The 19,521-nt window shown below is 72.2% G+C and carries 18 protein-coding genes; 7 read left to right on the plus strand and 11 right to left on the minus strand.

Annotation, left to right across the window (positions count from 1 at the left end):
* Nucleotides 1-130: 130 nt before the first annotated feature.
* The 7 genes from CSIV_RS06845 to CSIV_RS06875 form a co-directional block, all read right to left on the minus strand.
* Nucleotides 131-1,693: an urea amidolyase family protein gene (locus tag CSIV_RS06845; RefSeq protein WP_238592344.1), complete on the minus strand. Its 1,563-nt coding sequence runs from the start codon at nt 1,691-1,693 to the stop codon at nt 131-133.
* Nucleotides 1,687-2,442 (minus strand): 5-oxoprolinase subunit PxpA, encoded by a 756-nt coding sequence (locus CSIV_RS06850; protein ID WP_139340633.1) that lies wholly within the window; start codon nt 2,440-2,442, stop codon nt 1,687-1,689. Before CSIV_RS06850 ends, CSIV_RS06845 begins: the two co-directional genes overlap by 7 nt.
* Before the next feature lie 98 nt (nt 2,443-2,540).
* A complete protein-coding gene (locus CSIV_RS06855; protein WP_139340634.1) occupies nt 2,541-3,371 on the minus strand; it encodes an MBL fold metallo-hydrolase in 831 nt (276 codons plus the stop codon).
* A complete protein-coding gene (locus CSIV_RS06860) occupies nt 3,368-5,038 on the minus strand; it encodes an allophanate hydrolase (RefSeq protein ID WP_077050683.1) in 1,671 nt (556 codons plus the stop codon). Before CSIV_RS06860 ends, CSIV_RS06855 begins: the two co-directional genes overlap by 4 nt.
* On the minus strand, nt 5,035-8,637 hold the full coding sequence (uca, locus tag CSIV_RS06865) for an urea carboxylase (protein ID WP_077050684.1): 3,603 nt from the start codon (nt 8,635-8,637) through the stop codon (nt 5,035-5,037). The genes CSIV_RS06860 and uca overlap by 4 nt, the downstream gene beginning before the upstream one ends.
* On the minus strand, nt 8,634-9,314 hold the full coding sequence (locus CSIV_RS06870; protein WP_026095988.1) for an urea amidolyase associated protein UAAP2: 681 nt from the start codon (nt 9,312-9,314) through the stop codon (nt 8,634-8,636). Before CSIV_RS06870 ends, uca begins: the two co-directional genes overlap by 4 nt.
* A 12-nt stretch (nt 9,315-9,326) precedes the next feature.
* The gene (locus tag CSIV_RS06875; protein WP_077050685.1) at nt 9,327-10,166 is read right to left on the minus strand and encodes an urea amidolyase associated protein UAAP1; all 840 of its coding nucleotides are present in this window, start codon (nt 10,164-10,166) and stop codon (nt 9,327-9,329) included.
* 86 nt (nt 10,167-10,252) lie between these two features.
* Here CSIV_RS06875 and CSIV_RS06880 point away from each other — a divergent pair, with 86 nt between their 5' ends.
* The 3 genes from CSIV_RS06880 to CSIV_RS06890 all read left to right on the plus strand — a co-directional run bounded on the left by CSIV_RS06880 (nt 10,253) and on the right by CSIV_RS06890 (nt 13,394).
* Entirely contained in the window at nt 10,253-10,903 is a 651-nt protein-coding gene (locus CSIV_RS06880; protein WP_077050686.1) for a TetR/AcrR family transcriptional regulator, read from the plus strand.
* Nucleotides 10,904-11,180: 277 nt separating this feature from the next.
* Nucleotides 11,181-12,695 (plus strand): sodium:solute symporter family protein, encoded by a 1,515-nt coding sequence (locus CSIV_RS06885; RefSeq protein WP_077050687.1) that lies wholly within the window; start codon nt 11,181-11,183, stop codon nt 12,693-12,695.
* Nucleotides 12,696-12,746: 51 nt separating this feature from the next.
* On the plus strand, nt 12,747-13,394 hold the full coding sequence (locus tag CSIV_RS06890; RefSeq protein WP_202401118.1) for a cyclase family protein: 648 nt from the start codon (nt 12,747-12,749) through the stop codon (nt 13,392-13,394).
* 27 nt (nt 13,395-13,421) lie between these two features.
* Here the strand turns inward: CSIV_RS06890 and CSIV_RS06895 are convergent, their stop codons facing one another.
* On the minus strand, nt 13,422-14,447 hold the full coding sequence (locus tag CSIV_RS06895) for a hypothetical protein (RefSeq protein WP_077051338.1): 1,026 nt from the start codon (nt 14,445-14,447) through the stop codon (nt 13,422-13,424).
* A gap of 47 nt (nt 14,448-14,494) precedes the next feature.
* Between CSIV_RS06895 and CSIV_RS06900 the strand changes: the two genes are divergently transcribed.
* Nucleotides 14,495-14,863, plus strand: coding sequence for a cupin domain-containing protein (locus CSIV_RS06900; RefSeq protein WP_077050688.1), 369 nt, complete (start codon nt 14,495-14,497; stop codon nt 14,861-14,863).
* A gap of 53 nt (nt 14,864-14,916) precedes the next feature.
* On the opposite strand, the gene CSIV_RS06905 is transcribed toward CSIV_RS06900, so the two are convergent.
* Together CSIV_RS06905 and CSIV_RS06910 are read right to left on the minus strand one after the other, a co-directional pair.
* Nucleotides 14,917-15,828, minus strand: a complete 912-nt coding sequence (locus CSIV_RS06905; RefSeq protein ID WP_077050689.1) for an amidohydrolase family protein — start codon at nt 15,826-15,828, stop codon at nt 14,917-14,919.
* Nucleotides 15,818-16,333, minus strand: coding sequence for a RidA family protein (locus CSIV_RS06910; RefSeq protein WP_077050690.1), 516 nt, complete (start codon nt 16,331-16,333; stop codon nt 15,818-15,820). The genes CSIV_RS06905 and CSIV_RS06910 overlap by 11 nt, the downstream gene beginning before the upstream one ends.
* A 64-nt stretch (nt 16,334-16,397) precedes the next feature.
* On the opposite strand from CSIV_RS06910, the gene CSIV_RS06915 reads away from it, so the two are divergent.
* Both CSIV_RS06915 and CSIV_RS06920 read left to right on the plus strand, forming a co-directional pair.
* Entirely contained in the window at nt 16,398-16,898 is a 501-nt protein-coding gene (locus CSIV_RS06915) for a RidA family protein (RefSeq protein WP_077050691.1), read from the plus strand.
* Nucleotides 16,895-18,127, plus strand: a complete 1,233-nt coding sequence (locus CSIV_RS06920; protein ID WP_139340635.1) for an MFS transporter — start codon at nt 16,895-16,897, stop codon at nt 18,125-18,127. The genes CSIV_RS06915 and CSIV_RS06920 overlap by 4 nt, the downstream gene beginning before the upstream one ends.
* A 296-nt stretch (nt 18,128-18,423) precedes the next feature.
* Here CSIV_RS06920 and CSIV_RS06925 read toward each other — a convergent pair whose 3' ends face one another.
* A complete protein-coding gene (locus CSIV_RS06925; protein WP_083735038.1) occupies nt 18,424-18,675 on the minus strand; it encodes a hypothetical protein in 252 nt (83 codons plus the stop codon).
* Nucleotides 18,676-19,041: 366 nt separating this feature from the next.
* On the opposite strand from CSIV_RS06925, the gene CSIV_RS06930 reads away from it, so the two are divergent.
* A complete protein-coding gene (locus tag CSIV_RS06930; RefSeq protein ID WP_077050693.1) occupies nt 19,042-19,521 on the plus strand; it encodes a hypothetical protein in 480 nt (159 codons plus the stop codon).

The following is a 19,521-nucleotide window of genomic DNA, read 5'->3' on the forward strand; positions in this document are numbered from 1 at the left end:
GCAGGGGGAATCGAGGAGCGCAAAGTCCAAGCATACGCGGGAGGACGCGCCGTGTCCAGTCGAATTCTTGACGACTTTGCGTACCTGCGGTATAACCGCGGGCGCTCCTCCGGGATTCCCGCGTCCGACCCTACCGAGACCCGCGGAATCGCACGCGATCACCGGGCCGGACCTGCGCGAGTCGATCGAGCGTCGCATCCGTCACCACGGCGATCACGGGGTACCCGCCGGTCACGGGCCCGTCGGCGAGCAGCACGACCGGACGCCCGTGGGGCGGTATCTGCAGGGCGCCGGGCCGCATGCCCTCGCTGGGGAGTTCGTCGTGCCGCACGCGCTCGAGCGCCGGACCGTCGAGACGGATGCCGACCCGGTCGGCGTCGCGCGAGACGGTCCACGTCGCCTCGCCCAGGGTTCGCCGGGCGGCGGGCGTGAACCAGTCGGCGCGCGGACCGGGGGCGACGTCCACGTCGATCGAGGAGTCCGGCACGGACCACGGGAAGACATCCACGACGGGGATCGGGTGCGACGCCTCGCCCGCGCGCAGCACGTCGCCGGCGCGGAGCGCGGGCGGGCCGAGCGACGCGAGCACGTCGGTCGAGCGGGACCCGAGCGTCTCCGGTCCCGTGACCCCGCCGCGCACGGCGAGCGCGAAGCGCGCACCCCCGCGGGCGACACCGATCGACAGCTCGGCGCCGGCGGGGAGGAGCACCGGGGTGTAGGCATCCACCGCCCTTCCGTCGAGGTGGAGATCGCCGAGCGCGCCCGTGACAGCGACCCACGTGTCACGCTCGGCGACGGCGCGGAATCCGCCGAGCACGATCTCGACGCCCGCAGCGCCCTCGGCGTTGCCGACCAGGCGGTTGGCGATGCGGAGTGCTCCGCGGTCGAGCGCGCCGGACCGTGCGACGCCGAGCGCGGCGCGTCCGGGGCGGCCGAGGTCCTGCACGGTCGCGAGAGCGCCGGGGGCGACGATGCGGAGCGCGGGGAGGCGGGAGGAGATTCCGGGATCGGAGGATGCCGCGGCGGCATCCGCCCCTCCGCTCGCCGAATCCCCTCCCGTGGCCGCCGACACGGCCGCGCGCAGGGGCACGAACCGGACGCGGGCGCCGGGGGCGAGGAGCACCGGGTCAGCGGCATCCGGATCGAAGAGCGGAGCATCGGTGGTGCCGATCAGGCGCCAGCCGCCGGGGGTCTCGCGGGGATAGGCGCCCGAGAAGCCGCCGGCGAGACCGATCGACCCGGCGGGGACGCGGGTGCGCGGTTGCGCGAGCCGCGGGACGTCGTGGGGCCAGGCGTCGCTCACCAGGTAGGCGAACCCGGGGGCGAAGCCCGTGAAGGCGACGGTCCACTCGGCGCCGGCGTGCCGCGCCACGAGGTCGGCGGGACGGATGCCGAGCAGGGCGGCCGTCTCCTCGAGGTCGGGGCCGTCGTACCGCGTCGGGATCTCGACGAGCGCGCCGGGTGCCGTGGCATCCGGAGGGGTCTGCCCGACCGAGAGGATCCACGCCCGGACCGCGGCGGGGGCGATGCGCGCCGGGTCGAAGGCGACGAGCACGGTGCGGGCCGCCGGGACGAGGTCGTCGACACCCGCGGGCGGGCTCGCGGCGAGCGCCGCGTGGAGTCCCAGGACCCGGGCGAGATCGTCGACCTCGGCCAGGATCGCCCGCTCCCCCATCGGCCGCAGTGTCACCACGGCGCGCGTACCTCTATATGCGCCGCGTCCAGTGCAGCCCGCACGGCGCGGGCCATGGCGACCGCGGCGGGGGTGTCGCCGTGCAGGCACAGGGATGCGGCATCCACCGTGAGGGACGTGCCGTCGACGGCATCCACCGTCCCCTCGAGGGCCAGGCGCAGCGGGCGGTCGGCGACGCGAGCGGGGTCGGCGATGAGCGCTCCGGGCCGGTCGCGCGGCACGAGCCCGCCGCTCGCGGTGTATCCGCGGTCGAGGAACGCCTCGGGCACGAACGGGAGTCCCGCGGATGCCGCGGCCTCGACGATCGCACCCGGGAGACCGAGCACGGGCAGGGGTCGGCCGAGGCGGGCGGAGTGGTCGGCGACCGCGGCGACGACCGCGGCGGCCTGCACCGGGTCGGCGGAGACCGCGTGGTATAGGGCACCGTGGGGCTTCACGTAGCGGAGGTCGGCGCCGGCGGCCTCGAGGGCATCGAGCTGACGGGCCACACTCGCGCGCAACTCGGACGCGGGCGGGTCGCGGCGGATGCGGCCGAAGTTCGCGCGGTCCTCGTACGACGGGTGCGCGCCGATCGCGACGCCGAACCGCGCCGCGCGCTCGACCGAGGCCCGCATCGAGGCGTCGTCGCCCGCATGCCCGCCGCACGCGACGGACGCGCTGCTGATGACCGCGAACATCGCCTCGTCGTCGGCGGTCGGCATCCCGTCGCGCGTCTCTCCGAGGTCGGCGTTGAGGTCCACGCCCCTCACGCTACCCACGCTTCGCGCGCGTGAGTCGCCAGGATTTGTCGCTTCGCCGGCCGCGGAGGCGACAAATCTTGGCGACTCACGCCCCGAGCGGCGGGGGGTCAGCGGGAGCGGACGATCGCCGACCAGACCGGGAAAGCGGGGTCGTGGGCGGGCCAGACCTCGGAACCGGGGCGGCGATGGAGGGAGGCCAGGCGGGAGATCGCGCGATCGGCGAGCGCGGGGCCGTCGTCGCCCACCGTCGAACCGCAGCGGACCTCGCGCTCGATGTTGTCGAGCAGGTCCGCGGCGTCTCCGGCCAGGACGACGGTGCGCTCCGGCAGCTCCACGGCGAACGACTGGTGCCCCGGGGTGTGCCCCGACGTGTCGATCGCGGTGAGACCCGCGGCCAGCGGCGTATCGCCGTCGAGCAGGCCGAGCGTGAGTCCGTCGCGGTCGAGGTCGGCGCGGAAGAGGAAGTTCCCGCGGGCGTCGGTGGTCTCGTTGACGTGCTGCCACTCCCTGCGCTGCAGCAGCAGCGGCTGATCGGGAGTGAGCAGACGGGCGGCACCGGTGTGGTCGAAGTGCGAGTGCGTGAGCAGCGCCGCCGCGAGATCGTCGAGGTCGAGCCCGGCCTCGGCGATCTGGTCGACCAACGGGTCGCCGGGCGGGACGATCGGCGTGTAGTTCTCGTAGTCGAAGGATGCCGTGCGCGTCGCGCGGTCTCGGATGCGCGCCGGATCGAACCCGCCGTCGACGATCACCCACCCCTCGTCGAACACGACCGCGACCGCGGTCACCGGCTCCATGAGGAACCGGAAGCTGCTGCCGCCGTGGAGGGACACGGCCTCGGGGATCGGCTCGTACGCCACGACCATGGGGACCAGGCGGCGCGGCCGGCCGCCCAGCCGCAGCGGCGGCAGGTCGGCGTGATCGACGACCGTCGAGCTCACGCCGTCGCCGCCCGGTACGCGCGCCACCCGCCGTGGGCGGTGATGTCGGTCGCGCCCTCCAGGGCGACGGCCTCGCACAGGAACCCGGCGACACTCGACCCGTCGGAGAGGACGGCGGAACCGATCCCCATGGGTGCGGGCAGATCCGCGACGAAGCGTCCGAACCCGGCGGCCGGAAGCCGCCACACCTCCCCCGCGATCGCGGCGCCGCCCTCGGCCGCGCGGGCGAGGCCCGGCTTCGGCGGAACAGTGTCGAGGGCGTGGAGCCGATACTGCGCGGCGGTCTCGACCTCGGCGACGAACGTTCCGCCCGCGGCGACGAGCTGGTGGTTCAGCGGCTGCCCGCGCAGGTGCGCGCCCACGACGAGGAGGTCGACGGACGGCGCCTGGATGCGTTCGGCGAGCTGCGCGAGCGTGCGGTCGGCGAACGGCGCACCGGTGAGCATCACCCCGAACGCGCGGCCACCCACCACCCCGGCGGGGACGGCGAGCGCGCTCCGGTCGAGCAGGTTCGCGAAGTTCGTGTACCGACCCATGCGGCTGTTGGCCCCGACCGGGTCGGCCGCGACCTCGTCGAGGGTCGGATGCCACGTGGTCGTCGGCGTGAGCAGCGCCACGGTCCCGTCGAGTCGGCGCAGCCCCTCCGCTCCGAGGCGGTCGAGACGCTCGCGGTCGCGGAAGTAGTCCGCGGCCCGCGCCTCGGCACCGGCGAGCACGATGCCGGCGACCGTCGAATCGAGGTCGGTGCCGACGAGCTCGGGGTGGGCCGCGATGAAGTCGCCGACGGCCGCGGTGCGCTCCGCGACGAACGCGCCGCCGTACAGCAGCGACGCCGCTTCGAGGAGCGGCGCGATGTCGACCTCGACGATCTCTACCCCCGAGGCGGCGAGCGCGGCGACGACGCCGGCGAAGGCTTCGGCCCAGCCGTCGGCGAGCCCCTCGAGGTGCTCGGGCGTCGGGACGGCCACGCGCGGGCGCGCGTCGAGCGGCGGCGCGGGGCGGTCCTCGCGGCCGAGCGGATCGATCCCGTCGGGGCCGGCCATGAGCTCGGCCGCGGCGCGGGCGTCGGACAGGTCGCGCGCGAACACCGTGACGCAGTCGAGCGTGCGGCACGCGGGCACGACGCCGGTGGCGGGCACGAGCCCGACCGTCGGCTTGACGCCCACGATGCCGTTGAGCGCCGCGGGCACGCGACCGGAACCGGCCGTGTCGGTGCCGAGCGCGAGGTCGACGATCCCGAGGGCCACGGCCACGGCCGATCCCGAGCTGGAGCCGCCCGAGATGCGGGTGGGGTCCCACGCGTTGCGGACGGCGCCGAACGGACTGCGGGTGCCCACGAGTCCGGTGGCGAACTGGTCGAGGTTCGTCTTGCCGACCACCACGGCCCCGGCCGCGCGCAGGCGCGCCACCGCGGTCGCGTCGCGCTCGGGACGGTACGCGTACGCGCGGCTCCCGGCGGTGGTCGGCATCCCCTCGACGTCGATGTTGTCCTTCACCGCGACGACCGTGCCGGCGAGCGGCAGGCGCTCCCCCGCCGCGACGCCGAGATCGACCTCGGCCGCTTCGGCGAGCGCGTCGTCCTCGTCGCGGACCGTGATCCACACCTCGGGGCGGTCGACCTCGCGCATCCGGGCGTACGCGGCGCGGACCCGCTCGACGGCGCTCACGCGTCCACCGCCACGGCGGCGAGCAACTGGCCCGCGGCCACGGTCTCGCCGGGCCGCACGAACACCTCGGCGACGGTCCCCGTCACCGGCGACCCGATCGGGGTCTCCATCTTCATCGCCTCCAGCACGATCATCTTCTGCTCCTTCTGCACGGCCGCTCCCTGAGCGGCATCCACGCGCCAGACCGCGGCGGCGAACGGCGCGGTCACCCCCACCGTTCCGGGCGGCAGCTCGCGGCCCGCGGTCGGGGCCGCGGCAGGTGCCTCGTCGACGCGGTCGAACTCGCCGCTCGCGCGCCACCGCTCGCGCTCCTCGTCGAAAGCGCGGCGCTGGCGCTCACGGAACGCCTCGATCCCGGGCGCCTCGTCGGCGAGGAACCGCTCGTACTCCGCCAGGGCGAACTCGCCTTCGACGGTCTCGAAGTCGCCGCGCCCGGCATCCACGTCCGCCCGGAGGTCGAGGAGCTCCTCGGCCGAGACGGGGTACCAGCGGATGCGGTCGAAGAACCGCAGCGCCCACGGGTTCTCGGCGAACAGCCCGCCGCGGCGGAAACGGTTCCAGATCTGCACGGTACGGCCGACGAACTGGTAGCCGCCCGGGCCCTCCATGCCGTAGATGCACATGTACGCGCCGCCGATGCCGACGGAGTTCTCGGCCGTCCACGTGCGCGCCGGGTTGTACTTCGTCGTGACCAGACGGTGGCGCGGGTCGAGCGGCGTCGCCACCGGCGCGCCGAGGTACACGTCTCCCAGCCCCATCACGAGGTACTGCGCGTCGAACACGGTGCGGTAGACGTCGTCGACGCTGTCGAGGCCGTTGATGCGGCGGATGAACTCGATGTTCCACGGCGTCCACGGGGCGTCGTCGCGGACTCCCGCCATGTACCGTTCGATCGCCAGACGCGTCGCGGGATCGTCCCACGACAGCGGCAGCCGTACCTCGCGCGAGGGCACGACGAGCTCGGACGTCGGCGGCAGGTCGTCGTCGAGTTCGCGCAGCAGTCCCACGAGCTGCGACGCGCGCAGCACCGAGGCATCCGTGTGCACCTGGAGCGACCGGATGCCGGGGGTGACGTCGAAGATCCCTCTCGGCGCCTCTTGCGCGAGGCGTTCCTGCAGCGCGTGCACGCGCATGCGCAGCCCCAGATCGAGCACCTGGTCGCCGAACTCGACGAGGACGTTGTCGTCGCCGTCGCGGCGGTACGTCGTCCGCGGACGGAGGACGCGCTCCCCCTCGACCTCGGCCTCGCGCGACGCGATCACGCCGTCGTCGCCGTCGCCGGTACCGACGAGGGCGGGGGCGGCGATCGCCGGGTCGAGCGTGGCCGCATCGGCCTCGCGCACCGGCGCGAACCGCACGACGTCTCCCGGCCGCAGCTGCCCGAGCTTCCAGAGATCCCCGGATGCCACGACCACCGGGCACACGAACCCGCCGAGGCTCGGCCCGTCGGGGCCGAGGAGCACGGGGGTGTCGCCGGTGAAGTCGAGCGCGCCGACGGCGTAGGGCGTGTCGTGGATGTTGGAGGGGTGCAGCCCCGCCTCCCCACCGTCGGTGCGCGCCCACGCCGGCTTCGGGCCGGTGAGCCGCACGCCGGTGCGGGCGGAGTTGACCTGGACGCGGTACTCCGCGGAGTACAGCGCATCGATGTCGGCGCGGGTGAAGAACTCGGGAGCGCCGTGCGGCCCCTCGGTCACCGCCAGGACCCAGGTCGTGTCGAGGTGCGGGCGTCGCTCCGCGAGGATCGGCGCCGGGTCGGCGATCGCGGCGGCGCCGGGGCGCAGCACGTCTCCGGTCACGAGCGCGCGGCCGCCGTGTCCGCCGAAGCCGCCGAGCGTGAAGGTCGACGCGCTGCCGAGGTACGACGGCACGTCGATGCCGCCGCGCACGGCGAGGAACACGCGCATGCCCGGGCCCTCGGCAGTGCCGATGCGCAGCACGCCGCCCGCGGGAACCTCGATCGGCTCCCACTGCGCGGCGGCGACACCGTCGACCTCGACCGCGACCGGCGCTCCGGTGACGGCGACGACCGACGCCACGCTGAAGCGCAGAGTCGGACCGGTGAGCGTGATCTCCAGGCCCGGCTCCCCCTCGGGGTTGCCGACGGCGAGGTTGGCCTCACGGAAGGACACGGCATCCATGGGCCCCGACGGCGGGACGCCGATCTGCCAATACCCGACGCGTCCGGGCAGGTCCTGCACGGTCGTGAGCATGCCGGCATCCACGACGTCGATGCGGGGGTCGGGGTCGCGCGCGTCGTCGAGGGTTCCGGTGTCATGCGCCACGGCGCGGACGCGCGGGTCGTTCACGATCTCGCGGATCATGCCGGCGCCGGTGACGATGCCGTCGATGCGCGTGTCGGCGAGCGCGGCGGAGAGCCGGTCGAGCGCCTGATCGCGGTCGGAGCCGTACGCGATGACCTTGCCCAGCAGCGGGTCGTAGAACGGCGACACCTCGCTGCCGGCCTCGACCCAGGCGTCGACCCGGATGCCATCGCCCTCGGGCAGCTTCACGGCGGTCACGAGTCCGGTGGACGGGGTGTTGCCGCGGTCGGGGTCCTCGGCGTAGATGCGGGCCTCGACCGCGTGTCCGCGGGGTTCGCGGACCTCCGCGAACAGTTCGTCGGGCACCGCGTCAGGGCCGCCGCCGGCGAGATCCAGCATCAGGCCGACCAGGTCGACGCCGAACACCGCCTCGGTGACCGGGTGCTCGACCTGCAGGCGCGCGTTGACCTCGAGGAAGTACGCGCGCTCGGCGACGGGGTCGTAGACGAACTCGGCCGTCCCGGCGGAGCGGTACCGGATGCCGGAGGCCAGCGCCGCCGCGGTGCGGTGCAGTTCCGCGCGGACCGCGTCGGGGAGTCCGGGCGCCGGTGCCTCCTCGACGACCTTCTGGTTCCGGCGCTGCAGCGAGCAGTCGCGGTCGCCGAGGACCGCGACGCGTCCCGCGCCGTCGCCGAAGAGCTGCACCTCGACGTGCCGCGCGGGGCGCACGAACTTCTCCAGGAACACTCCGGGCGTGCCGAAGCTCGCCTCGGCCTGGCGGACCACCGCGTCGTACGCGGCGCGGAGCTCGCCGGCATCCGCGCACACGCGCATGCCGATGCCGCCTCCGCCGCCGGTGGCCTTCAGCATCACGGGATATCCGATGACGGATGCCGCGGCCTCGGCCTCGTCGACCGACTCGAGCACGCCGGTGCCGGGGAGGAGCGGCACGCCCGCGGCCTCGGCGAGCGCCCGCGCGCGGTGCTTCAGCCCGAAGGCCTCGAGCTGCTCGGGCGTCGGACCGACCCACGCGAGCCCCGCCGCCTCGACGGCGCGTGCCGCGTCGGCGTTCTCGGCGAGGAACCCGTACCCGGGGTGGATCGCCCCGGCCCCCGTGGCGCGGGCGGCGTCGAGGATCGCGTCGATGCGGAGGTACGACTCCGCGGCGGGGGCGGGGCCGAGGCGCACGGCCTCGTCGGCCTCGCGGACGTGGGGCGCCGCGCGGTCGGCGTCGGAGAACACCGCGACCGTCCGGAGCCCGCGCTCCCGCGCGGAGCGCAGGATGCGGCGGGCGATCTCGCCGCGGTTGGCGACGAGGAGCGTGTCGAAACCGGTCACGGGCGCGTCACCACCATGCGCAGCGGCGTGCAGCTGAAGTCGTTGCACGGGTTGTTCATCTGCGGGCAGTTCGACACGATCACGAGCACGTCGCGCTCGGCGCGGAGGGCCACGCGTTTCCCGGGCGCCGACATGCCGTCGACGATGCCGAGCGACCCGTCCTCCTCGACCGGCACGTTCATGAACCAGTTGAGGTTAGAGACGAGGTCGCGGGCACCGAGGCCGTAGCGCGCCGCTTCGGCGAGGAAGTTCTCGCGGCATCCGTGTTGGTACAGGGTGTGGTGGCCGTAGCGGAGCGTGTTCGACTCCTTGGAGCAGGCGCCGCCGATGGTGTCCTGCCGGTCGACCTCGTTGCCGACCACGGTCATGAGCGGAAGGCCGAGGTTGCTGCGCAGCACCGTGCCGGTGCGGACGTAGACGTTGCGCTGCCACGCGATGGTGTCGGCGGCGCTGTAGCGCTCGTCGGTGTCGTCGGCTGCGTAGACGAGGAAGTCGGCGGACTGGTTGCCGCCCACGTCGACGATCGTCAGGACGTCGCCGGCGCGGACGATGCCCGACCACGGTCCGCGCGGCGCGACGCGCTCATCGAGCACGACCTCGCCGGGCACGAGCGGCTCGGACCAGTCGAGGGGCACGCCGTCGGCGTGGACGGGACGTTCGGGAACGGTGGTGATCATGACGACTCCTGCTCAGAGCCCGGCCAGGGCGGCGTACGTGATGCTGTTGCGGTAGGCGCGTTCGCGCTCGGGGGTGAGGGAGAACACGGCATCCCTCTCGCCGGTCGGCTCGGACGCCCACGCCGTGACCTGCAGCGGACCGACGATGTAGTCCTCGCGCGGGTCGAGCGGGTGCGGGACGTCGGCGATCAGCACGATCAACGGCAGTTCCGCGACGAGCTCGACGAACGACCCCGGACCGGCGGAACCGAGCCACTCGAGGTCGCCCTCGGGGTTCGCGCGCACACCCTGGAAGAACGAGACCGCGGGCGGCAGGTCGCGGACGGTCAGGCCGTGCTTGCTCGCGGCGAGGCGCAGCAGACCGTGACCCGACGGCGACGGACCCTCGGGCGCCGCGTCGCCGTAGCGCTGCTCGTTCCAGGCGTCCGTGGAGGTGCCGCAGAACGCGTCATGGTGGCCGGAGGTGTCGGCGGCGATCGTCGCGAGGACGCGGCCATCGCCCGAGAGCAGCGGGTGGCCCTCGCCGAGGTACGCCTGCCACGGGATCTTCTGCGTGTCCGCGACGTTGAGTCGCTCGCCGGCTTCGACGGCGTTGAAGAGGAGCACGGTCGCGCACGCGTCGCCGGTGGGATCCGTGAAGCGCAGGCGCGTGCCGCGGGCGACGCGCAGGTGCGTGTAGCCGCCCGGGGCCACCGTCTCGGCCCAGCGCAGGTCTTCCGCGGCGACCCCCTCCGGCGCGAAGGGAGCCGCAGAGGGCGGGAGATACGGCATCCATTCCGACTGTGCGGCGCGGGCGCGGGCGTCCTCACGGGCGCGCCCCACGTTGCCGAGAGCGTCGACACGACCTTCCATGTGCAGCCTCTTTCTGTCGCTTGACAGGTATTAGAGCAGGCGTGCGTTTCGGTGGCGTTACGCGACCCCCGGGTACGGTGGAGCGCATGACCGCCACCCGAACCGGACGCCCCCGCGCCTCGGGTGCGTCCCCCACCGGACTCGGCACGCGCGCCGACGTCCTGGCCGCCGCGGCCGCCCTCTTCGGCACGCGCGGGTACGCCTCGGCCAGCACCCACGCGATCGCCGAGGCCGCCGGCATCCGCCAAGCCACGCTGTACCACCACTTCGCGCGCAAGCAGGACATCCTCCTCGCGCTGCTGCTCGACACCGTCCAGCCCTCGCTCGACGTCGCCGCCGAGTTGCTCGCGCGCGAGGAGGAACCCGCCGCGCGCCTGTGGGCACTGTGCGTCGCGGACGTCACGCTCCTCGCCGAAGCCCCGCACAACACCGGCGCGCTGTACCTGCTGCCCGAGGTGTCGGACGCGGCGTTCGAGCCGTTCCGCGAACGCCGGAGCGAGCTCGAGACGACCTACCGCACGCTCGTGGCCGCGTGCGGCGTCGCTGCCGCGGCAGCCGGCGCCTCCCTCGTGCTGGCGCTGGTGGAGAGCGTCATCCTGCAGCGGAAGGGCGGGCAGACGGCGACCCTGGATGCCACGACCATCGCCGCCGCCGCATTGCGGGTGCTCGACCTCGACGCCGCGACGCGCGAGCGCGCGGCCGCGCTGGGGCCCGGGGTGCTGTCGGCGCTCGACTGAGCCGCGTCCGCGCGGTGGCGCCCCGATCCCGGAGCCGCCACGTCCGCGCGAGCACGCATAAACGCGATTCGCGACCATAAACGCGCCGTCCACGCGTTTCTGCGCGCGAAAAGCGTTTATGCGTGAGTGGGAGCCGGGGCCCCGGATGCCGCACCCCGGCGCCGCGGGCGATTTCACGCGCCTTTTACACGGCCGAAACCACGCGGGACCCCGGCGAGCGGATCGTTTCTGTCAAGCAACAGAAACCCGATCCGTCCCTCATCGCCGGGAGTCCGCCATGATCATCTTCGGAGTCGCGCTCAGCGTCGTCCTCATCCTCGTCGTCGGCATCGTCGTTGCACGCAAGGTCGACGGCGACAGTGCGAACTACCTCGTCGCCGGGCGCCGCCTCGGCGTGCCGCTCGTCGCCGTCAGCCTCACCGCCGCCGCCGTCGACGCCAACGCGACGGTCGGGAACACCGACCTCACGTCGCAGTTCGGCTTCTGGTCGGGGGCGTCGCTCGCCATCGGCCTCGCCGTCTGCCTCCTCCTGACGGGGCTCTTCCTCGCCAAGCGCATGAACTCCATGAAGCTCTTCACGCTGGGCGACTTCTTCCGCCTGCGGTACGGACGCCCCGTGGAGCTGCTGGCATCCGTGCTCATGATCGTGTCGTTCACGTTCCTGCTCGCGGGCAACCTCGTCGCCTGCGGCTTCCTCCTCGAGCGCTTCGCCAACATCCCCTACGCGTGGGGCGTGGTGCTCGCCGTCGTCCTCGTGCTCGCGTACACGGTCGCCGGCGGCCTGTTCTCGGATGCCTACACCGCGGCGATCCAGACCACGATCACCGTGGTGGCGGCCATCGTCCTGCTCGCCTGGGTCGCCCTCTCGTACGGGATCGTGATCCCCGAGGGCATGGGACCGCTGGACCTCCAGCAGCTCACCGACCCCGCCGCCGGAGCCCCGATCAACTGGGCGACGCTCATCTCGCTGGCCATCGGCGACATCGTCGCGATCGACTTCATGCAGCGCATCTTCGGCGCGAAGAGCCCCACGGTCGCGCAGCGCTCGTGCTTCATCGCCGCCGGCCTCACCGCGGCCATCGGCTCGGTCTTCGCCATCGTGGCCCTGAGCGTCTCGTCGACCCTCGGGCTCTCGGTCGAGAACGGCCCGGTGCTGTACCAGCTCCTCGGCGACTACGCCCCGCCGATCATCGCGATCCTCGTCCTCTCGGGCATCGTCGCCGCGTCGTTCTCGACGGCGTCCGGCGCGATGCTGGCGACCTCGGCGATCGCCGTCCGCAACATCTTCACGGTCCGCCGCCACACCGGCAGCGGCCCCGACCCGCTGCTGCGCTGGACGCGGATCGCCATGATCCCGTTCGTGATCGCGGGCGCCTTCCTCGCCATCCGCGTCAGCCAGACCGGCATCCTGCTCACCCTCGCCTTCGACCTGATGCTCGCGTGCCTCGCGGCGCCGTTCGTCATCGGCGTGTTCTGGAAGCGCCCGGGCGCCGTCGCCGCCCTCGGCGCCATGGCCGTCGGATTCGTGGTCCGGATGACGCTGCTCGCCCTCACCCCGACGCTCTACGGCGTACCGAACGACATCTTCTACATTCCGAACGACCTGATCGGCCCGGAGTTCGACGGATGGGCGACGCTCGTGTCGGCGCTCGTCGGATTCGGGACCTACGTGGTGCTGGCCTTCGTGGTACCGCGCCGGGAGCCCGAACTCGACCGCGAGATGGCCGTGCTGGCCGACCTCGCGGCCGAGCGGGAGGCGTCGGAGCGCGAGGGCGTCGAGGTCGCCGCGTGAGTTTGGATCCAAAGATGCACTTTTCGGATCCCTGGCGCTAGGGTGCTGCCCGTGACCATCATCGATCTGAGCATCCCCGTCCATCCCGACATGCTGCACTGGGGTCGCCGACCCACGTACGAGATGGTGGAGGAGATCTCCGACACCAACCCGAGCGAGGTGTCGCGCTGGCTCATCGGAGCGCACACCGGCACCCACGTCGACGCCCCGAGCCATTTCGTGCCCGGCGGGACGACCGTGGACTCCCTGCCCCTCACCCACACCGTCGGCCCGGCGCGGGTGCTCGACCTGCGCCACGTCGAGAAGGAGATCACCGCCGACGACCTGATCGCCGCGGGCGCCGAGGGGGCGACGCGCGTGCTGTTCAAGACGCGCAACTCCACCGATGCCCTCACGCGCAACGAGAAGAGCCCCACGTGGGTGGGGCTCGGCCCCTCCGGCGCACAGTGGCTCGTCGACCAGGGCGTCGTCTTCGCCGCCAACGACTACATGACGATGGAGGCCCCCGACCACACGGTCGAGTGGCCCACCCACGTCATCCTCTGCAACGCCGGGGTCGTCATCCTCGAGAACGCGAACCTCGCCGACACGGAAGCGGGCGACTACTACCTCGTCTGCCAGCCGGTGCCCTTCGAGGGCCGCGAGGCCGCGCCCGCCCCGGCGCTGCTGCTCCCGGCCGAGACGGCGAACGTCGTCTGACCCGCGCGCGGGGCGCCCCGGATGCCGTCAGGCGCCGGGGCGTCCCGCTCCGCGGTCGAGCAGGCGCCGAGGTTCGCCGATGAGCATCTCCTCGACCCGCACCTCGCCCAGACGCGCCCGCAGCTCCGGCACGACGGTTCCGAGCAGCCGGGCGTAGCCGTACCCGCCGTGGCGGGCGAGCTGCGCCTTCGTCCACACCGACTGCCCGAGCACGTACGACGCCGACGGCCGCTCGGCCACGGCGTCGACGAAGAAGCGCAGACGCTCCCCGTCCGTGGGGTTGAACACGCGTCCGACGTGCACGTCCTCGGTGCCGAAGCACATCTCGAGCGTGGCGCCCGCATCCGACAGATCGCGCCAGTATGGGGCATCCAGGAACTCGTCGGCGTTGGTGAAGATCACGCGATCCGTCGGCAGCCCCGCACCCGCGAGCTCGTCGAGCACGGCGATGCCGTCACGCGCATCGGGGTCGAGGCGCACCGTGACGCTCGCACCACCGTGGGCCGCCGCATCGGCCGCCGCGCGCAGCATGCCGCGTTCGGCGTCCGGGAGCCCGGCGGTGGCGCCCAGGATGCCGAGGAGACCCGCGCGGTAGTCCGTGCCGGGGACCGCGTCGTCGAGCGCGACGGCGAACAGGTCGCGCAGGCCGTCCTCGTCGAGCGCCGCGATCGCGGGCGGAAGCGTCGAGCGGATGTAGGTGCCGTACGCGACGACGATGGTCATCCCCGACCGCCGCGCGATGGCGGGCAGCCGCCCGTGGTCGGGCCCCAGACCCCACGACGTGGACTCGACGAGCGCCCGCTGCCCCGCGGCGACCGCCGCGCGGAGTTCGTCCACGGCGGCATCCGGATCGTCCAGCCGCAGGTTGTCGGCGAAGGCCAGCATGTTGCGGCGGAGGTACGCACGCGTCTCGGGGCGCACGGTGGGCGGCCCCGGGGGCGGGGGCTGCTCGCCGGGGCGCTGCAGGCGGGCCGAGTCGGCGAGCACGTGGTCGTGCATCGACGTCGCGCCGAGCGCCTCGGCCGGGAGGGGCCCCAGGACGGTCTCGATCATGCTCATTCCCCGTTGCGGATCCATTATTGCGTCTTTAGGATCCAATCATGACACTTGTGATTCGCCCCGCCGAGCTGGATGCCGCCGAGCTGGAAGCCAAACCCCTCGCCCCGCCGAACGCCGAGCCACTGTCGGGCGAGATCATCGTCCGCGGCAAGGTGCAGTTCGTGAACGACGACCGCACCATCATCTCCGGCGTCTGGGAGAGCGACCCCGGCACCTCGCGGTGGGAGTTCCTCACCCGCGGCGAGATCGTGCACATCCTCGCTGGACGCATGACCGTGCAGCGGGACGGCGAAGAGGCGGTGGAGCTCACCGCCGGCAGCGCCGCGTACTTCCCGATCGGGTGGACGGGCGTGTGGACCGTCATCGAGCCGGTCCGCAAGCTCTACGTGGTCTACAAGCCCGCCGCCTGATCTCCCCAGGCTGCACGCCCTCGGCTCCCGCCGGGACGTGCAGCCCGAGCCGCTCAGCCGAGGCGCAGGAGCCGCGCGGCGTTCTCGCCGATGATCGCGGCGGCTTCGGATTCCGAGAGCCCGGGCAGCTCCTCGACGATCGCGGCCGTGGCGCCCGGGGTGTACCAGGGGAAGTCCGACCCGAGCACGACGCGCTCCACTCCGACCTCGCGTACGAGGGCCACGACCTGCACAGCCGTGGGCGCCAGGGGCGCACCGATCCAGTGCACGATCTCGGACAGGTCGAACCGCAGCGTCGGCTGCGCCTCGGCGAGCGCCGCGACGTCGCGCCACGCCGCCCCGCCCAGGTGCGCCATGATGACGGCGAGCCCCGGCCGCTCCCCAGCCACGGCGGCGATGCGCTTCGGGTCGGCCCAGCCGAAGCCGCGGACGTCGGGGCCTCCGTGGAACACGACCGGCGCACCGGCCTCCTCCAGCGCGTCGTAGGCGCCGGCGAGGCCCGGGTCGTCCGGGTACGTGCGGATGGCGATGGGGTGCAGCTTCAGGCCCCGCGCACCGTGGTCACCGAACATCTCGGCGAAGTGCGCGTACACCTCCGCGGACGTCATCACGGCGGGATTGGCAGCGAGGAACGGCAGCAGGCGCGGATGCTGCGCGCCCACGTCGCACAGCCACCGGTTGTACGCGACGAGGTCGTCGCGGAGGTCGGCGTGCGGCGGGACCGCCGGCCAGTAGTCGGCACCGCCGGGCGGGTGCGGGAGCTCGGGCAGTTCGAAGCTCCCGAGCACGGCGGCGTAGTCGAACCCCTCGGTCTCGAGCGTCGCGAGCGCGTCGGCGACGGTGCCGGCGAGACCCGCGAAGGTCACGTCGTCCTTCTCGCCGTACTCGACGATGGGGTAGGCGGTCAGGTCGTGGAGGCCCTGCGCCGGATCGGCGTACAGGTGCAGGTGGGTGTCAATCCTCATCGTCGACCTCCGGTGCCGGATGCCGGGTCTCGACGACCGTGACCATCTCGAACACGTTGTTGCCCGACAGCGTGGTGACCCCGATGCCGGCGGACGTCGAACGTCCGATGCGGTCGCCGAAGACCTCGACGAAGAGGTCGGCCGCCCCGTTGGTGACGAGGTTCACGTCGGTGAAGTCCGGGGCGACGCACACGAAGGTCAGCGTGCGGATGAAGGCGGACACCTCGTCGAGCGACCCCACGGCATACCGGATGAGGCCCAGGACGTTGATCGCGGCGTACCGGGCGGCCGCGTAGCCCTCCTCGAGGGTGACGGTCTCGCCGACGCGACCGGGGTGCACCTTGTTGCCCCGGCGATCCTCGGGCGTGATGCCGCTGATCGTGAGCGTGCGTCCCAGGTGATGGAAGGCCTTCATGGTGGCGTAGCGCTCACCGTAGGGCGGGTCGCTGTAGTCGGGGATGACCAACCCCAGTTCCTTCACGCGTTGCTCCGCGGACCACGCCATGACAGCTCCCGTCGTAATGGATCCATTCTGTGTGAGATAGGATACAACCGAAGAGAGGTGCGCCATGACATCCCCGGAAGCACGCGTCCGCGAACTCGGCCTCGAGATCCCCGACTACAGCGACCCGCCGTTCGGCATCCGCTACGGCCGCATGAAGCCGTTCCACCGGATCGGCTCGCTCATCGAGCTCGCGGGCCTCACCCCCGAGAACCGCGCGGGGGATCGGCTGCACCCGGGCGTGGTCAGCGTCGACGTGACCGTCGAGGAGGGTTACGCCGCCGCGCGCCTCACCGCCGTCCACACCCTCGGCATGATCCGCTACGCGCTCGGGTCGCTCGACAACGTGGTGAGCCTGTCGCGCGCCCTCTGCTTCGTGGTCTGCCCGCCCGGTTTCGAAGACCTGCACCTCGTCTCCAACGGCGCGACCGACCTCTTCCTGGACGTCTTCGGAGAGGATGCCGGCAGCGTCGGCCGCGCCTCGATCGGCGCGACGAGCCTGTCGCGCAACAACTGCTTCGAACTGTGGCTCAGTCTCGAGTGCGCACCGGAGACCCCCGCGGCATGAACGGCGCGCGGGACATCACCCGCACCGTGCCGTTCTGGCTGATCTTCGCCGCGTCGACGCTCGGCGGCATCACCAACTCCGCCAGCACTCCCCTGATCCCCGTCTACGTCACCGACGTCCTCGGGGGCGGGACCGAGCTCGCCGGCGCTCTCATCTCGCTGGCCGCGGTGGCCTCGATGCTGTCGATGCCGATCGCGGGGGTGCTCGGCGACCGCTTCGGCTACCGTCTCGTCGCCGTGATCGGAAGCGCCGTGGCGACCGCCGCGATGGTGCTGCTCGTGAGCGTTCCGACCGTGTGGGGCGCGGGTCTCAGCCGCATCCTGTTCGGTCTCGGCGGCTCGGCCGCGGTGACGCTCCTCATGGCGTGGCTCGTGACCATGGCCGCGCCGGGGCAGCGCGGGAAGGCGCTGAGCATCTACGGCCTGAGCGTCTGGATCGGCCTGGCACTGGGACCGCCCCTCGGCACCGCGGTCGAGGCGATCGCGGATCCGCGCACCGTGTTCCTGATGTGCGCCGGGCTGGAACTGCTCACCGGGCTGCTCATCCTCGCGCTCCCCCGCGTCCCCCGCGCGCTGCCGCGCGCCGGAGCGTCACCGGGCCCCCGGGGCCTGCGGGCCCTGTGGCGCGCCTTCCTCGCGGTCTGGACGCCCGGGGTCGTCGCTGCGGCCGCCTGGTGCGGCGAGGGGCTCATGCTCGGGTTCCTCATCGTGCACCTCTCGGCCGCCGGCATCCCCGCGACGGGCATCACCGGCGCGGCATCCGTGTTCGCCGTCTTCGCGGTGTCGGTCATCGTCGCGCGCCTGTTCCTCGCGAGCCTCCCCGACCGGATCGGTCCGCTCCGGGCGACGGCGATCTCGCTCGTCGCCCTCACGGCGGGCCTGACGACGCTGGCCCTGGCCGGTGACTTCTGGATCGCGTCGGTGGGCGCCGCGCTCATCGGCGTCGGTTTCTCGCCGCTCTACCCGTCTCTGACGATGCTCGCCACGCGCGGCCTCCACCCCGAGAACCGCGCCCTCGGCGTCGGCCTGTTCTCGAGTTTCACGAGCATCGGCTACGGCGGCGGCGCCATCATCGGCGGCGCCGTGATCGCCACGGCTCCTTCGATGTGGGCGTTCCTCCTCGTCGCGGGGCTGCAGCTGGTGGCGCTCGCGGTGCTGGTGATCTTCACGCGCGACGACTCCCCCCGGACGCGATCGGATGCCATCGAGCCTCGCGATCCGGCCGCCTGACGGGGACGCCCCGGCACGGACAGGGACTCTGAATCTGTTCCGCCAATCCAAGAGCGATAACGCGGGGATGATTGCGAACCTCGCGGGGCTCAAGCCCAGCGGCGCCGAGCAGCTGATGACGCTCCCGAAGGGCAGTCCGTCCGCACCCGCTTCGCGTCATCACCGATACTCACCGTTATGCAAGTTTCCTGACACGGGTCCGGCCTCGCGGTTCGTGTTCGTGGCACATGAACAGCCGGTGACGCACAAAAGGAGGGGTCCGCATGCATGCGGACCCCTCCTTCGTCGCTGTTGGGTCAGATGAGAATCAGTTCACGGATGTCCGCTCGCTCAGGGTCGACGGTTTGAACCTTCCGGCCCTCGTTGATCTCGTCATCGATGTACTTTGCAATCGCGATGGCTCGGCGGACGGCCTCTGTGTACGAGAGGTGCTTGCTTGCAGCAAACTCCTTCAACGCCTCTGCGGTCTCGGGATTCATGTTGACGCTGAGGCGTACGAGATTCTGCGTGACAGTACGTGGCTCGCGGGTCGCTTCGTTGTCGCTCACGGGTTGCTCCTTCGGGGTGAGAACGCACGACGCACCTAGCGATGACGGTCGCTTAGGCGCGCTGGAGCGCATCCGTTGTCGGCCGGATGCGCGGGCCCTCCTGTCGATGCGGGCATGCATCGGTGCGAGGGGGCCCGGCTGAAGAGGTTGGCGTTGGGCCGCCGGTTTCTTCGTATGCGTCAGGGGGCGCCTGATGGGAGCGCCCTCCTTATGTGGTGGTTCACGTCCAAACTGTATCACGAAAAGGCGCTACAGATACACATCCCGTGTGTATCTGACGCACCCTCATGCTACCCTCGATGTTGTGAGCATGCTGGCCCTCACCCGAGAGGCAGCCACGCACCCGTTCCGAGCCCAAGGATTTTCATGAACACCGACGACGACGATGAGCATTCGTTCCCCCAGCTCCCCTGGGATGCTCTCGGCCCCCTGATCGCTTGGATGAGTTCGAACCGGGTCGATCGACTCCACCTGGTAGCTCAGCCCGCACCCAGTGCGGTCGTGGACGAGGCCCCCTACCTCGACGAGAGCGCGTACTTCTTCCACTGCGAGAAGGCCCCAGAGGCTCCAGGTCTTCTCAACATCTATGCCGTCACAGACGAAGACGGCCAGGCTGCTCTCAACGGACCCTCACGAGTGCCGCCGGCTCTTCTCCGCCCAATCCTCCGCGCTCTCGATAAGGCGTCAGTATCAGAGTTCTCAATTTCCACTGGCGACATCGAACCTCAGATTCCCATGGCTGAGGTTGAGGTGGCCGTCGCGGTGACACCGACCGACATCGAGGAGTATGAGGAGCCGCGCCATGAAGCCTGGTCTCCCGTGATCATCGCGGTCAAGGTCGTCTGA

This window comes from Microbacterium sp. CSI-V, assembly GCF_001984105.1.
Lineage (GTDB): Bacteria > Actinomycetota > Actinomycetes > Actinomycetales > Microbacteriaceae > Microbacterium.